This is a genomic window from Halorubrum kocurii JCM 14978, assembly GCF_000337355.1.
Taxonomy (GTDB): Archaea; Halobacteriota; Halobacteria; order Halobacteriales; family Haloferacaceae; genus Halorubrum; species Halorubrum kocurii.
The window spans coordinates 104,133-118,325 of sequence record NZ_AOJH01000043.1; the positions used below are offsets into that span (position 1 = coordinate 104,133).

The window sequence follows — 14,193 nt, forward strand, 5'->3', positions numbered from 1 at the left end:
CGGCCGGCCGATCGAACCGACCGGCTCAGACCTCGTGTTCTCGGGTCGCCGTCGCGTTCGACGTGTCGTTCACGCAGAGGCGGACGGCGTCGACCGCCCCGCGAACGCGGAGCACGTGGGTGTAACTCGCCGCGTCGCCCGACACCGCCGTGCTCTCCGCGGCGACCGTTCGGCCGTTCCGTTCGAGCGTCGAGACGACCGCGTCGAGGTCGCCGTCAGCGTCGGTCACCGCCCAGTCGACGTCGAATCGGGTCCACTTCCGCCCGCTGCTGTCGGTGACGTCGAACCGATCGACCGCCGGCCCGCCGTTCTCCACCGGCTCGGCGAGCGTCGCGAACGAGACGGGTTCCCCGGTAACGGACGCGTCGGGACCGTCGGCGAGGGCGCGGAACTCGTACGCGGTCTCCGCGTCGAGGCCCGATGCGGTGTGCGTGAACTCCGCCGGCGAGGTCAGCGCCTCGCCGCCGACCGTCGTCCAGGCCGCCGCGCCCGCGGCGCGCAGTTCGAAGCGGACGCGCACCTCGTCCGCGCCGCCGAGGTCGCGGAGGTCGCCGGCGAGCGTCGCCGCGTCCGGCGTCACCTCCCGCGCCTCCAGCGAAACCACCTCGGGGTCGGTTGTGGTGGTCGTCTCGTCGTCCGACGAGTCCTCCGTTTCGAGTCGGACCGTCTCACCGCCGGTCGCGACGCCGAGCACGTCGGTCTGGAACGCGCCCGGGTCGAAGGAGCCGAGCCCGACCCACCCGTCGGCGTGGTCCGAGTCGGTGAGGTCCACGTCCCAGGCGTCGGGCTCGGGCTCGGTCGCCTCCCACGCCTTGACCCGCAGGCGCTCCCCCTCGGCTCGGAACCGGCGGTAGAAGAACGTGTCTTCGGCGGGCGACCCGAACCGTGCCAGCGTCGCCATCCCGTCGGCGGAGTACTTCGCCAGGCGGAACGCGTCCTCGGCGTCCTCCAGCTCGATCCAGTAGCCGCGCTCCTCCCCGCCGTCGGACGACGACCGGAGGTGCACCCGGGCGTGGTACCCGAGGTCCCCGTCGGTCTCGAACGAGGGGACCCGGACTTTGTCGACCACCTCGACGTCCGACGGCGTGCCGACGGCGTCCCACGAGATCGCCCGTCGGGCCGCGTCCGTCCCGTCGTGGTCGTACCGGAGCGCGTGTCCGCCCTCGTACTCGTCGCCCGCGACGACGCCCCAGTCGTCGGCGTCGGCGTCCCAGCGCGGCGTCCACGCCTCGAACGGCGAGTCGTCGGCGCCGTCGTCGGTCGTCTCGTCGCCGTCGCTGGTGTCGGTTTCGGTGTCGGTCCACGCGCCGACCTGATCGGCGGTCGGGACGTCGTCGATGTCGGTCTTCAGGTCGTTCGCCACCGTCCCGAACGAGATGTTCCGGTCGCTCGAGAGCGCGCCGTCCTCGTTGTCGGCGTGGTAGTACGTCCCGACGCGGCTCGCGGGCCCGTCGGAACTCGGGCGGACCCCAGGGCCATCGGTCTGTCCGTTGACCCAGAGCGTCGCGTCCTCGGCCTCCAGCACCGACTCGTCGGTGAGGAACAGGCCGCCGCGGACGTCCGGTCCGTTGTCGGCGACCACGAGCTCGGAGTCGGCCGGGATCCGGTAGACGCCGTTCTCCGTCAGCCGCATGCAGCCGCCGTTGCCCGCGGCGACGATCCGGTCGAAGACGACGGTCGCGTCTCGCCCGGACGTGTTCTGGAAGCTGAGGCCCGCGTTGTTCTCCAGCCGGCAGCGGCGGTACACGATCCTCTCGGCGCCGTCGGAGCATTTGGTCGCGCCCGCGCCCTCGTTGTCGCGGATCACGCAGTCCTCGGCCACGGCCTTCCCGGCCGACAGGTCGATGCCGTAGTACCCGCCGCCGAACCCGTTCCCGTACGCGAGGCACCGCTCGAACCGGACCGGCGGGTCCTGGAAGGGGTCGCCGGCTGTGTGCATCCCGAACCCGTGCTGCCGGTTGTCGTCGGCCGTGCAGTCGGTGACGGTCGTCCCCGCGGACCGGACGTCGATGCCGTTCCCGTAGCAGTTCGTCCCTCGCACGTTCCGGATCGAGATGTCGACGGCGCCCTCCGCCTCCGCGTCGGGGCTCCGCACCTGGACCGCCGCGGCGACGTTCGGGTCGCCCTCGACGTGCTCCCGGCCGCCGTCGAGCGTCAGGTGCTCCATCACGAAGCCGTCGAGGCCGTCGCCGCGGGGGTCGACGCTGACCAGGAACACGTTTCGCCCCCCGTTGCCGCCGCCGTACTTGATCCGGCTCCCTTCGCCGTCGCCGTAGAGCCTGACGTTGTCCATCGACGGCCCCACGCTGACGATCGCGGCCGAACCCGTGACGAGGTAGGCGTCCTCGGTCGCGGGGACGTACACCTCGTCGCCGTCGCCCGCCGCGTCGAGCGCGTCTTGGATCGCGGCGGTGTCGTCGGTCGAGCCGTCTCCGACCGCGCCGAAGTCCCGGACGTTCAGGACCGTCACATTCCCTCGCTGAAGTCGGTCCAGAAGCTGTCGCCGGCGTCCGTCGTCGCGCCCGTCGAGCCGACGGACGCCCCGCCGATCAGGAGGCTCGCCGCCGTCGCGGTGCCGAGCTTGACGTACTGTCGACGATTAAGTTGACGTTTCCCGTCAGTATCAGAATCCGCCGCGGAGCGGTCGCTACCGCCGTTGTGTGCCAGCTTGTGTGCCATTGCAAGTGGTAATCGAACACTAACCGCAATAAGTGTATCGTTACTTATATGTTCATCATCTGATGACTGTTCAGATCGCTAACCGGACGGGCGACCGTCGACTCCGGTCGAGAGGGGGCCGTTGCGAGGGGTTAGCGTCTCTAGCGAAGCGGTTTCGATGCGGTTAACATGCGATTATCGGCCGTTTCAGGGGCTCGACATCGTTCGCGAGCCGGGCGATGGTCCCGGCGTCCCTCGCGTTTCGTGACCGGAGGCCCCTCCGCACTCACCCGGACGTCGCCGCGTCCGGATCGACTTCCACCGTGCCGGCGCTGTCGACCCAGACGTACGTCTCGCCGTACGTGAACGAGACGGAGACGGTTCCGAGCGCCCGGGTCCGGTCCGCGGTCAGCATCCGGTCCAGCGCGTCGACGTCGAGGACGTCGTACAGGCAGGGCATCTCCAACGGGTCCCGTCCGGTCGCCCTCGCGACCGCTTCGACGACCGCCGTGCTCGGGGCCGTCGAGCCGTCCCACGTGGCCCGAACGGGCCCCGCCGATCCCCCGGTCTCCTCGTTTTCCATCGAGGTCGCGTCGTCGGACGTCATGATCGCTCCGCGCGCCGAGCCGAGGCGACGCCTCGGTCGACCGGTTTCCGTATGAGGGCACTGCCTGTCATCATGGCCGGACTATATCCCCGAGGGTCAAGAACGTTTGTGAGGATCCGGGTAACAGATCGTGACCGTCAGCCGAGGTCGCCGTTGAGCCACGAAAACATCGCCTTCAGGACGACCACGAGGCTGTTGGTCTCGCCGGCGCCCCAGATGGCGGTCTCGTCGCGCGCGCTCGGCGGATGTTCGCCGTTCCCGTCGACCAGCACGCTCGCGAGGGTCCGACGCCGGTCGACCATCAGGAGGCGACCGGCGGGGACGCCGCTCCACGCCCGGGGGGACTCGAACCCGCACCCGTCCGGCAGGCGACCGCCCTCCTCGTCGCCCGCCGAGAAGTCCATCCCGGACACCCTGACGGCGACGCCGCGGTCGGCCGCGGTCCCGAGGGCGTCGACGACGTCGTCGGTCAGGAGGGCCTCGAGCGTCACGAGGACGACCTCCTCGCTCGCGTCGTCGACGAACTCCACGACCCGGTCCGACACCATCTCCCGACCCGTGACCGTCCAGACGCCGCGCTGTTCCGTGTTCGGTGTCACCGGCTCGATCTCGTCGAGCGCCTCCGCCAGCAGGTCCGCCCGCCGCGTGTACTCCCGACGGAACCGCCGGCCGGTGGTCTCCGCCGACACCGCGGTGAACCGCTTCGGCGAGGACTGCTGGACGTCGACGAGGCCGTGCTCTCGGAGCTCGGCGGTCGCGTCGTACACGCGCGTGCGAGGGACCTCCGCCAGCGCGCTCACGTCCTTCGCGGTCCCCTCGCCGAGGCCGGTCAGCGCGACGAACGTCCTGGCCGCGTAGGCGCTCAGACCGAACGCTTCGAGCTGTTCGACGGCGGTCGACCGCGGGTCGTCCGAATCGTTGAAACTCATCTGAGGTGGTGACGTACCGGTCGGAAACTACCCGCGAGGGTAGTTCGGCGCGCGAGCACAGAGTGGTTGGGACCCGATCCGTTCACGCGCGCCATCGCGTCCTTTGTGACCCCGGGATATATTCTTATTGTGATTATCTGAGTGAACAGCTGTCGACTCGCGGCTCGTCGATCTCGGTGAACCGAGCGCGGGTGCGACCGGTCGCCGACGCCGCACCCGCCGCGGCCCCGCTTCGCGGCCCGAAGCGACGAGAGACGGCGGTTCGTCGTTCCCGTCCGGTGCGGACCGCCGGCGGCGAGGGTGGTAGAAGGGGAAGCCATTTTCACCTGGGGGCTCAAACCCGGAGTAGCTACCGAATTGTCAGTAGCGGAATGGTTGGGACCCATGGATGATCTATCGAGTCACGAATTGGCGATCGAGTTGCTTCAGAAGCTCGGGCTCAAGGAGTACGAGGCCAAGGCGTTCGTCGCCCTCTCTCGGCTTCCCGAAGGGACCGCGAAGGAGATCAGCGAGATCTCCGAGGTCCCCCGCACGCGCGTCTACGACGCGGTCCGAGTCTTGGAAACGAAGGGGTTAGTCGAGATCCAGCACGCGAACCCGCAGCGGTTCCGCGCCGTCTCCGTCGACGAGGCGGCCGAGACGCTCAGGCGGGAGTACGAGGAGCGCACCGACTCGCTCCGCGCGACGCTCCGGCAGATCGAGCCGGCGGCCCCGACCGAGGAGACGGAGATCACCCACGAGGTGTGGGCGCTGTCCGGGGCCTCGGCGATAACGAGTCGGACCCGACAGCTGGTCGACGAGTCGGACCGCGAGGTCATCCTCGTGATCGGCGACGAGTCGGCGTACACGACGGAGCTGCGGGACCGCCTGCGGGCCGCCGCGGAGCGGGGCGTCAGCGTCGTGATCGGGATCGCGGAGGAGTCGCTGCGGGAGCGCGTCGAGCGCGAGCTCCCCGAGGCGAAGGTGTTCGTCTCCGAGCTGGAGTGGCTGAGCAGCTCGGCCGAGACCGGCGACGAGACGGTGATCGGTCGGCTCCTCCTCGTCGACCGCAACACGATCCTCGTGAGCTCGTTCCACGAGTCGACGGGGAGCGGTCACGACCACGAGCAGGCGGTGTTCGGCCGGGGGTTCGACAACGGGCTCGTCGCGATCGTCCGCCGGCTGATGTCCACCGGGCTCCTGTCGAAGGTGGAGTAGCGCCGGGGGACTCGCCGCCGCGCGACACCTCGGCGAGCCGAGTTCGCGATCGCCTCGACGCGCGTTAGGCAGCGTATACCCTTGGCTCGGGGATCCGACCGGTGAGCCATGCAAGCAGTGGTACTCGCGGCGGGGAAGGGAACGCGGCTCCGCCCGCTGACGGACGACAAGCCGAAGGTGTTGGTCGAGGTGAACGGGACGCCGCTGATCGAGGACGTGTTCGACAACCTGATCGGCGCGGGCGCGACCGAGCTCGTCGTCGTGGTCGGCTACAAGGCCGAGCAGATCATCGACCGGTACGGCGACGAGTACCGTGACACGCCTATCACGTACGCGCACCAGCGCGAGCAGTTGGGGCTGGCTCACGCCATCCTCCAAGCGGAGCCGCACATCGACGGCGAGTTCATGCTGATGCTCGGCGACAACGTGTTCCGGGGGAACCTCGGCGACGTCACGAACCGCCAGCGGGAGGAGCGCGCCGACGCGGCGTTCCTCGTCGAGGAGGTGCCCTACGAGGAGGCGTCCCGCTACGGCGTCTTGGATACCAACGAGTACGGCGAAGTGGTCGAGGTGGTGGAGAAGCCGGAGGACCCGCCGAGCAACCTCGTGATGACGGGGTTCTACACGTTCACGCCCGCGATCTTCCACGCGTGTCACCTCGTGCAGCCCTCCGACCGGGGCGAGTACGAGCTCCCCGACGCGATCGACCTGCTCATCCAGTCCGGCCGCACCATCGACGCCGTCCAGCTCGACGGCTGGCGCATCGACGTCGGCTACCCCGAGGACCGCGACCGCGCCGAGGAGCGACTCGACGAGGGGGTCGCGGTCGACGCGCCCGACGCGGTCGACACCGCCGACACCGCGGACGCCGCCGACGAGGCCGAGGAACCGGCCGACGGCTGACTCGGCCCCCGTTACGAGTCGCATTACGATGCCCACCCGAGTCCCACTCGGGGACACAGATGATGCCGACTGGGGAACCCGACCACCACGAACCGCCGATCCGGGCGACGATCGTTCGGTACGACGATCACCCCGACGAGTGCACGCTTCACCCGGCGGACCCCGACGAGGACAGCCGACTGACGGAGTGGATCACGGCCGAGTCCGGGTACTACTTCGCGATATCGTCCTGCCGCTGAGGGCGGACGCCTCGCGGCGGTTTCCGACGCGTGACTACTCGGCCACCACGTTGACGACCGCACCGAACAGGAGCGCGAGCGCGCCGAAGTAGAGCCACAGCAGGAACAGCAGCACGATCCCGAGGAAGCCGTACGCCCGGTACTGGCCGGCGAACGCCGAGTAGAGGTGGAACAGCGTTTCCAGGACGACCAGCCCGACCACGGCCGCGACGGTCCCGGGCAGGACCTCCCGAAGCGACACGCGCCGAGGCGGTAAGACGTAGTACACCGGTAGCAGCGCGACCAGAAGCCCGCCGAACAGCACCGCGATCCCGGCCGCCCTCGACGGGAGCACCCGCTCGACGGCCGGGATCCCGAGGATCAACTGCGCGCTCACGAGCAGGGCGATTCCGACCCCGATCGTCGTCATCACCGCCGTCGCGTTGAGCAGCTGTCTCCCCAGCGGGGTCACCGTCTCCGAGCCGTATATCCGGTCGAACGCGAGGTCGATCGCCCGGAACACCTTGAGCGCGCTCCACGCGAGCGCGAGGGTCCCGACCGCCGTGGCGCCCGCGATCCCAGACTGGTCGGTGAGCGCCGCGCTGACGACCGCCGACCCCTCCGCGGAGAGGTACGCCTCGAACAGCGCGAGCACGGCCGCCGCGAACCGCTCGCCCCCGACCGCGGACCCGACCGCGACCGCCAAGACGAGGGCCGGCACGACGGAGAAGAAGGCGAAGAAGGCGATGCTCCCGGCCAGGAACGACAGCTCGCTCTCACGCCCGAGCACGAACGCCGAACGACCGAACGCCGCGATCGACCGACCGAGCCGGACGAGCGATCGAACGGCCTCGGCGACGCGCGGTTGGTCGCGTCTCACGCTCGGCGAAGGCGCGCGGCGGGTATCGTTAGGCGGGGCGTAGCCGAGCGGCCGCGGCGACGGCCCCCGGCGGGCGAGGTATCCCGTCATAACGAACACCGTCGCGGAACGCGGTCACACGCGCCCGTCGTCCCGCGGCGGTCCTCCCCCTGTTCACCGTCCGGCTCGCGGGTCGACCGGCGCTCCCTCTTCCGCCGCCACGGTCGCGAACGCGCCGGTCTCCGTCACGCGGAGTCGACCGCGACGCTCCCGTCGCTGCGAACGGTCACGTCGTAGCCCGCGTGGACGAACGAGACCGTGACCGGGCGCGCCGTCGACGCGTTCGTACAGAGGTCGTTGAGCGACTCCGGGGGGACCGTCTCGGCGAGGGTCGGAATCGCGTTCGGGTCGCTGTCGTCGGCGTCGCTCAGTGCCTCGACGACGCCGACCACCGGTGAAACGTCGCTCCAGTCGTATTCCCTGTTGACGAGGTGATCGCCGGTCATAGCGACGACCACCCGATCCGGTTGGAGGGACTTTTTCTCCGCGAGTAGCGTCTCACTATGCCTGCGGTTCGGTGTGGATAAAAATAGCTCTGTTGGAATCCGCTGGATCGAACGCTCAACTGAGCCGGTCCGAAGGGACCGGGAGATCGGCGTTCGGGCTCGGAATCGGCGGACGCGGTGGTCCGCGCCGGTCTCGGGAGAACGTCGGCTTCGCGCCGGGATACGCCATTCATAACAAATCGTCTCAACCCCCTGGGGACACGGGATGGATCGACCGAACTCATCCGAAGAGGCGACCGAAAGACGGACCGCCGGGGAGCCGGGCGAGGCCGGTCGCGGACCGCCGCGATCGGAACACCCGCCGACGGGACGCGACGCCGCCAACCGGACCCCGGCTCCGCCCCTCCGAGCATGACCGATTCACGGCCCGCTAACGACCTCTCCGCGACCCTCGGAGACGGCGACGTCGCTCTCGGCGTGCTCGACAACGCGTACAGCCCGACGCTCGTGGAGCTCTACGGCGAACTGGGCGTCGATTTCGTCTGGTTGGACTTCGAGCACGGCGGCCCGGACCCGTGGGACGCGACCCAGTTGGAGAACCTGCTCCGCGCGGCCGAGCGGACCGGCGTGGAACTGCTCGTCCGGCTCCCCGACACCGACCCGACGCTCGTCCGGAAGGCGCTGGACCTCGGCGCGAGAAACGTGTTCCTCCCCCGAGTGGACACCGCCGAGGAGGTCCGAGACGCCGTCCGGTCCGCTCGGTTTCGCTACGACGGCGGGCCCGGCGATCGGGGACTGGCGTCGCCGCGGGCGGCTCGCTGGGGGCTCGCCGACGACTACGTCGCCGCCGAAGACCGTGAGACCCTCGTCGGCGTGACCGTCGAGACCGCGGCGTCCGTCGAGAACATCGACGACATCCTCGCCGTCCCGGAGTTGGGGTTCGTCTTCATCGGCCCGTTCGACCTCTCGGTCTCGCTCGGCCGCCCCGGAGAGATCGACCATCCGGAGGTACGGGAGGCGGTCGAGGCGGTCCGATCGAAGGCCGTCGAAGCGGACGTCCCCGTCGGGGGCCTCGGGTTCGGGATGGACGACGTCAACGAGAAAGCGGAGAACGGGTACCAGATACTGAACCTCGGGAGCACGACCGGAGCGATCGAAGGGGCGGTCACCGGGTGGCTCGACGCCGCCGACCGGGACGACGCCTGAATCGGCCCCGATCCGCCGCCCCTCACCCCGCATCGTCCCCGGAATCCGGGGACGGGGAGTTAACCGCCGTATAGCATAGTGCCGGTCCGGCGAACGCACCCGCATGCGGAACAAACGCGTGTTAGTGACGGGCGGCACCGGCTTTATCGGGTCGAACCTGGCGAACCGGCTCGCGGCGGCCAACGAGGTGACCGTCATCGACAACGGGTACCTCGGCACCGAGGAGAATATCGACCCCGGCGTTCGCTGTCTCCAGCGGGACGTCTTGGAGCAGGACCTCCCGACAGACGTCGACGTCGTGTTCCACCTCGCGGCGCGTTCCTCGTACGCGATGCACGAGGAGGACCCGGTGGCCGGCGCGCGCGTCAACGTCGACGGGTTCGTGAACACCGTCGAACAGGCGCGCGAGCAGGGGTGTGACACCGTCGTCTACGCGTCGACCTCCTCGATCTACGGGAGCCAGACGGAGCCGTGCCCCGAGGACATGCCGGTGACGGTGAACACGGGCTACGAGGCCTCCAAGCTCTCGCGGGAGCGCTACGCGGAGTACTTCTCGAACCACTACGACATGGCGATGGCCGGCATGCGGTTCTTCTCGGTGTACCAGGGGTACGGCGGCGCCGAGGCGCACAAGGGCGAGTACGCCAACGTGATCGCGCAGTTCGCCGACGACGTGGCGCACGGGCGCTCCCCGACGCTGTACGGCGACGGCACCCAGACGCGGGACTTCACGCACGTCGACGACGTCGCCGACGCCCTCGTCGCCGCGGCCGACCACGAGCTCGACGGGGTCTACAACGTCGGGACCGGGGAGGCGCACTCGTTCAACACCGTCGTCGACCTGTTGAACCGCGCGCTCGACGCCGACGTCGAGCCGGAGTACGTCGAGAACCCGATCCCGGAGCGCGTGTACGTCTCGGACACCTGCGCGGACCCCTCCAAGCTGCGCGCCGCGACGGGGTGGGAGGCCGACGTCGACTTCGAGTCGGGGATCGAGTGGGTTTGCGAGCCGTATCTGGCCGCTTGAGGGACCGTCGCAAAGCGATCGCCGTCGTAGAAGAACGCCGGCGAGCGATTCCGGGAGTGAGTGTCGCAGTTCGGCAGCAGCGGAACGGTATTTAAATAGAACCGAGCGACAGCGACGATCACGTATAAAGGAAGATGCGGTGGCGCGCCCCGGTGCGACGAGGCTGGGGCTCTGGCGGTCGTCATCGCAGCGTCGTCGATCGCGCGTACGCAGCCGACAGCAACACGTGAACCGATTTATAAACAATACCCAGACCGATCTGCTCCGGTGCTCCCGCTGTCGATCAAGGGTTGGCTTCGGTGAACGACTGTCGTATGCGAAGGTCCGTTCCCAAAGCGAGTATCCCAGAGCCGGAAAGGCGAGCGTCGAACCTCGCTTACACTCGCCGGACCGAGAACCCGGCGTCCCGCCACCGGTCCGGATCCAGCATGCCCGTGGCGTCAACGACGTTCGGCTCCGCCATCCGCCCCGCCAGTTCGGCGGGGTCGAGGTCGGCGAACTCGTCGTGGTCGGTGACGACGACGACCGCGTCGGCGTCCCGCGTCGCCTCGTCGAGGGACTGTAAGTCGAGCGTCGCGTCCTCGACGTGCGGGTCGTGGACGGCGACGCTCGCCGCGTCGGACACGCCGCCGTCGGTGGCGGGCGCCAACGCCTCCGGCCCGTGCTGGAGCTCCCGAGCGAGCGCGAGCCCCGGGCTCATCCGGGTGTCGTCGACGTTTCCTTTATAAGCCGCGCCGAGGACGGCGATCCGCTTCCCGCGGAGGTCGGGCACGAGCTCGCGGAGGAGCTCGACGACGAACCCGATCATCCCGTCGTTCACCCGCCGCGCAGCCGCGATCAGGTCCAGCTCGTCGGAGCCGTCGCCGAGGAACCACGGGTCGATCGGGAGGCAGTGGCCGCCGACGCCCGGGCCGGGCCGGAGGAGGTCCACCCGCGGGTGGGCGTTCGCCATCTCGATCGACTCCCGGGAGTCGATCCCGTAGTCGTGGGCGAGCCGTGCGACCTCGTTGGCCAACCCGATGTTCACGTCTCGGAACGTGTTCTGGACGAGCTTGACGAACTCGGCGGTCGTCGGCCCGGCGGTCGTCCGGATCTCACCCTCCACGAACGACTCGTACAGCGCGACCGACGCCGCCGTGGCCTCGGGGGTCAGCCCGCCGACGATGCGGTCGTTCGCCCGCAGCTCCGCGAGGATGTCGCCGGGGAGGACCGTCTCCGGGCAGTGCGCCAGCCCGAACTCGCCGTCCGCGCTCAGCCCCGACTCTTCCAGGATCGGTCGCATCTGCGAGTGAGTCGCTCCGGGCGGCACCGTCGATTCGAGGATGACCGTGTCCCCCTCGCGGAGGACGGGGCGGACGGCCTCCGCCGCCGCCCGCACGTACGTCAGGTCCGCCCGGCGCTCGGCCTCGTCGAACGGCGTCGGGACGCAGACGAGGTGGTACTCCGCGGGCGCCACCTCGTCGACCACCGTCAGCCCGCCGTCGTCGAGCGCGCGCTCGACGAACTCGGAGAGCCCCGGTTCCCCGAGGCCGACGTCGCCCTCGCGGAGGGCCGCGAGGAGGTCCTCGTCGACGTCGTAGCCGCGGACGTCGTGGCCCGAGTTGGCGAGCATCGCGGCCGTCGGCAGCCCGATGTACCCCAGCCCGTGGACGCAGACGGTGCTCATTGCGGCACCTCCGTCGACGGGGCCTCGACCGGAAGCGCCTCCAGGATCCGCTCGGCGGCGTCGCCGTCGCCGAACGGGTTCTCCCAGTCGCTCGCGCCGAGCATCGCCGCGACGCTCCGCTCGATCCGCCCCGGGTCACACGAGCTGAGCCGGTTCGCGCCGGCGTCGACGGTCTCGGGCCGCTCGGTGTTGTCCCGCATCGTCACGCAGGGGACGCCGAGGACGCACGCCTCCTCCTGGACCCCGCCGGAGTCGGTCAGGATGAGGTCGGCCGACGCGGCCGCCTGCAGGAAGTCGAGGTACTCAAGCGGCTCCACCGCCCGGACGCGCGGCGGGAGGTCGATGCCGAACTCCTCGACGCGGCTCCGGGACCGGGGGTGCATCGGATACACCACGTCGGCGTCGTGGGCGTCGCCGGCCCGCTGCGCGCCCTCGAGGAGGCCGCGGAACCGCTCCTCGTCGTCGACGTTCTCCGCTCTGTGGGCCGTTAACAGGAAGAACCGGGAGTCGTCGAGGTCGAGGTCCGCGACGACCGTGCTCTTCTCGCGGGCGATGTCGAGGTTCCGTTCGACCGCGTCGACCACGGTGTTCCCCGTGACGGTGATCCGGAACGCAGAGATCCCCTCGCGGAGGAGGTAGCCCTTGCTCCGGTCGGTCGGCGGGAAGTGGTAGTCCGCGACGTGATCGGCGAGCACCCGGTTCGTCTCCTCCGGCATCTCCCGGTCGAAGCTCCGGAGCCCCGCCTCGACGTGGCCAAGCTCGGTGTCCATCTTGCTGGCGGCGAGCGCGCCGGCGAGCACGCTGTTGGTGTCCCCCTGCACCAGCACGACCTCGGGCGCGGTCTCCTCCAGGGCGCGCTCGACCCCGACGAGCATCTCCGCGGTCTGCTCCCCGTGGGACCCGGAGCCGACGGCCAGGTCGTAGTCGGGGTCCGGCAGGTCGAGCTGGTCGAAGAACACCGAGTCGAGGCTGTCGGAGTAGTGCTGTCCGGTGTGGACGATGACGTACTCGATCCCCCGCCGCTCGCACGCCTGGATGACGGGCGCGAGCTTGATGATCTCGGGACGCGTCCCGAGGACGAAGGCGATGTCGGTCATTCGGACTCCCCCTCCGTCGGCCGGGCCACTTCACCGCCGTCTTGGAAGACGGGGAACCGCTGGCCGCTCCCGACCTCCCGGTCGGCGTCGACCTCCGGCCTCGGCTCCGGCGCCGGAGGCTCGGGGACGGACCGGACGAGGCCGTCGTTCTCCGAGACGTCGAACCACATCCCGAGGATCAACAGCAGCCCGCCGATCGCGCCCACGGAAACCGACAGCATGCCGCCGAGGAACGCGTCGACGCTCGCCGACGAGAGGGCGTATATCCCCCCGAAGATCCCGGTGAGCGTGACCGTCGCCCCCAGCGCGTAGCTGACGACCAGCGGGTGGAACTGCCGGAGGACGTACGACCGCCCGATGCGCTCGACGAAGTTCCGGGCCAGCAGCGCGGAGACCCGCGGCACGAACGTCGAGTACCGGATTGTGCTCGTCTCGTCGCCGTACACCGACGGGTGGGCGACGTCGGCGATCTGCTCCCGGTCGAGGTTGAGCGCGAACAGGAGGTGGTTGAGGAAGCCGTACTCGTCGTAGAGGCGCTCGAACCGGACCCGCCGGAGCCCGTCGTTCGAGATCGCGGTGAAGCCGTTCTGCGGGTCGGAGACCTCCCAGTACCCGCTGGAGACGCGAGTCAGGACCGTCAAGAGGACGTTGCCGAACAGCCGCCAGCGCGACATCCGCTCGTAGTCCCGCCGGGAGCTGAGCCGGTTCCCCTTCGCGTAGGTCACCTCGCCCGCGGCGACGGGGGCGATGATCCGTTCGAGGTGGTCCGGGTCCATCTGTCCGTCGCCGTCCATCACGGCGATGACGTCGACGTCGTCGTCGAGCGCGCGCGAGTAGCCGGTCTTGACCGCCGCGCCGGCGCCGCGGTTCCGGTCGTGCTGGATCGTGACGACGCGCGTGTCGGCGCCGCGATCGGGCGACGACTCGGCGGCCCGACCGTTGACCCGCCGGGCGCAGTCGCGGACCTCCGCCCACGTCCCGTCGGTCGACGCGTCGTCGACGGCGTATATCCGGTCGACGTAGTCGGGCATCGTCTCGATCACCTCGCCGACGTGTCCCGACTCGTTGTACGCGGGGACGACGACCCCGACGCTCCGTCCGTCGTACATCGTCAGCTCCTCCTCCCGTTCCCGGTCTCGCTCCCCCCGGCCGCGGTCGCCCCGGTCCGTCGGGCCCGGAGCTGTCGGCGGCGTCCGTCGGCGGTTCTGACGTTACGTGAGATCATGAGTTGCGTGTGAGTGCCCCCGCGTGCGAGGCCGGACGCAGCACGGGTCGGCTGACTGTACATCCGACGGAAGCGGGCTTCGTTATACACCGCAT

At 69.8% G+C, this 14,193-nt stretch carries 14 protein-coding genes; 5 read left to right on the plus strand and 9 right to left on the minus strand.

Annotated elements, in window-relative coordinates:
• Positions 1–25: 25 nt before the first annotated feature.
• The 4 genes from C468_RS05915 to C468_RS05930 form a co-directional block, all read right to left on the minus strand.
• The gene (locus C468_RS05915) at positions 26–2,470 is read right to left on the minus strand and encodes a right-handed parallel beta-helix repeat-containing protein (RefSeq protein ID WP_008847967.1); all 2,445 of its coding nucleotides are present in this window, start codon (positions 2,468–2,470) and stop codon (positions 26–28) included.
• A complete protein-coding gene (locus C468_RS05920; RefSeq protein ID WP_008847968.1) occupies positions 2,467–2,679 on the minus strand; it encodes a hypothetical protein in 213 nt (70 codons plus the stop codon). The genes C468_RS05915 and C468_RS05920 overlap by 4 nt, the downstream gene beginning before the upstream one ends.
• 265 nt (positions 2,680–2,944) lie before the next feature.
• On the minus strand, positions 2,945–3,265 hold the full coding sequence (locus tag C468_RS05925) for a HalOD1 output domain-containing protein (protein ID WP_008847969.1): 321 nt from the start codon (positions 3,263–3,265) through the stop codon (positions 2,945–2,947).
• Positions 3,266–3,402: 137 nt separating this feature from the next.
• Positions 3,403–4,194 (minus strand): TrmB family transcriptional regulator, encoded by a 792-nt coding sequence (locus tag C468_RS05930; protein ID WP_008847970.1) that lies wholly within the window; start codon positions 4,192–4,194, stop codon positions 3,403–3,405.
• A gap of 384 nt (positions 4,195–4,578) precedes the next feature.
• On the opposite strand from C468_RS05930, the gene C468_RS05935 reads away from it, so the two are divergent.
• The 3 genes from C468_RS05935 to C468_RS05945 all read left to right on the plus strand — a co-directional run bounded on the left by C468_RS05935 (position 4,579) and on the right by C468_RS05945 (position 6,533).
• Positions 4,579–5,391 (plus strand): TrmB family transcriptional regulator, encoded by an 813-nt coding sequence (locus C468_RS05935; protein WP_193788249.1) that lies wholly within the window; start codon positions 4,579–4,581, stop codon positions 5,389–5,391.
• 108 nt (positions 5,392–5,499) lie between these two features.
• Positions 5,500–6,294, plus strand: coding sequence for a UTP--glucose-1-phosphate uridylyltransferase AglF (aglF, locus tag C468_RS05940; protein ID WP_049912098.1), 795 nt, complete (start codon positions 5,500–5,502; stop codon positions 6,292–6,294).
• Between the two features lie 62 nt (positions 6,295–6,356).
• Positions 6,357–6,533, plus strand: a complete 177-nt coding sequence (locus tag C468_RS05945; protein ID WP_241430989.1) for a DUF7511 domain-containing protein — start codon at positions 6,357–6,359, stop codon at positions 6,531–6,533.
• 34 nt (positions 6,534–6,567) lie between these two features.
• Here C468_RS05945 and C468_RS05950 read toward each other — a convergent pair whose 3' ends face one another.
• Both C468_RS05950 and C468_RS05955 read right to left on the minus strand, forming a co-directional pair.
• Complete coding sequence (locus C468_RS05950; RefSeq protein WP_008847974.1) at positions 6,568–7,392, minus strand: YihY/virulence factor BrkB family protein; 825 nt, start codon at positions 7,390–7,392, stop codon at positions 6,568–6,570.
• A 224-nt stretch (positions 7,393–7,616) separates the two neighbouring features.
• Positions 7,617–7,877: a HalOD1 output domain-containing protein gene (locus C468_RS05955; RefSeq protein WP_008847975.1), complete on the minus strand. Its 261-nt coding sequence runs from the start codon at positions 7,875–7,877 to the stop codon at positions 7,617–7,619.
• Between the two features lie 411 nt (positions 7,878–8,288).
• On the opposite strand from C468_RS05955, the gene C468_RS05960 reads away from it, so the two are divergent.
• Both C468_RS05960 and C468_RS05965 read left to right on the plus strand, forming a co-directional pair.
• Complete coding sequence (locus C468_RS05960; RefSeq protein ID WP_008847976.1) at positions 8,289–9,083, plus strand: HpcH/HpaI aldolase family protein; 795 nt, start codon at positions 8,289–8,291, stop codon at positions 9,081–9,083.
• Between the two features lie 103 nt (positions 9,084–9,186).
• Positions 9,187–10,110: an NAD-dependent epimerase/dehydratase family protein gene (locus C468_RS05965; RefSeq protein ID WP_008847977.1), complete on the plus strand. Its 924-nt coding sequence runs from the start codon at positions 9,187–9,189 to the stop codon at positions 10,108–10,110.
• A 376-nt stretch (positions 10,111–10,486) separates the two neighbouring features.
• Here the strand turns inward: C468_RS05965 and C468_RS05970 are convergent, their stop codons facing one another.
• The 3 genes from C468_RS05970 to C468_RS05980 are packed head-to-tail and all read right to left on the minus strand — an operon-like array spanning position 10,487 to position 13,982.
• Positions 10,487–11,776, minus strand: a complete 1,290-nt coding sequence (locus tag C468_RS05970; protein ID WP_008847978.1) for a nucleotide sugar dehydrogenase — start codon at positions 11,774–11,776, stop codon at positions 10,487–10,489.
• On the minus strand, positions 11,773–12,873 hold the full coding sequence (gene wecB / locus C468_RS05975; protein WP_008847979.1) for a non-hydrolyzing UDP-N-acetylglucosamine 2-epimerase: 1,101 nt from the start codon (positions 12,871–12,873) through the stop codon (positions 11,773–11,775). The genes C468_RS05970 and wecB overlap by 4 nt, the downstream gene beginning before the upstream one ends.
• A complete protein-coding gene (locus tag C468_RS05980; RefSeq protein WP_008847980.1) occupies positions 12,870–13,982 on the minus strand; it encodes a glycosyltransferase family 2 protein in 1,113 nt (370 codons plus the stop codon). Before C468_RS05980 ends, wecB begins: the two co-directional genes overlap by 4 nt.
• Between the last annotated feature and the right edge of the window lie 211 nt (positions 13,983–14,193).

Coding starts and splice junctions, on each gene's coding strand:
- C468_RS05980 (WP_008847980.1), bottom strand. CDS start 13,982: ATGTACGACGGACGGAGCGTCGGGGTCGTCGTCCCCGCGTACAACGAG.
- C468_RS05920 (WP_008847968.1), bottom strand. CDS start 2,679: ATGGCACACAAGCTGGCACACAACGGCGGTAGCGACCGCTCCGCGGCG.
- wecB (WP_008847979.1), bottom strand. CDS start 12,873: ATGACCGACATCGCCTTCGTCCTCGGGACGCGTCCCGAGATCATCAAG.
- C468_RS05925 (WP_008847969.1), bottom strand. CDS start 3,265: ATGACGTCCGACGACGCGACCTCGATGGAAAACGAGGAGACCGGGGGA.
- C468_RS05970 (WP_008847978.1), bottom strand. CDS start 11,776: ATGAGCACCGTCTGCGTCCACGGGCTGGGGTACATCGGGCTGCCGACG.
- C468_RS05945 (WP_241430989.1), top strand. CDS start 6,357: ATGCCGACTGGGGAACCCGACCACCACGAACCGCCGATCCGGGCGACG.
- C468_RS05955 (WP_008847975.1), bottom strand. CDS start 7,877: ATGACCGGCGATCACCTCGTCAACAGGGAATACGACTGGAGCGACGTT.
- aglF (WP_049912098.1), top strand. CDS start 5,500: ATGCAAGCAGTGGTACTCGCGGCGGGGAAGGGAACGCGGCTCCGCCCG.
- C468_RS05930 (WP_008847970.1), bottom strand. CDS start 4,194: ATGAGTTTCAACGATTCGGACGACCCGCGGTCGACCGCCGTCGAACAG.
- C468_RS05960 (WP_008847976.1), top strand. CDS start 8,289: ATGACCGATTCACGGCCCGCTAACGACCTCTCCGCGACCCTCGGAGAC.
- C468_RS05935 (WP_193788249.1), top strand. CDS start 4,579: ATGGATGATCTATCGAGTCACGAATTGGCGATCGAGTTGCTTCAGAAG.
- C468_RS05965 (WP_008847977.1), top strand. CDS start 9,187: ATGCGGAACAAACGCGTGTTAGTGACGGGCGGCACCGGCTTTATCGGG.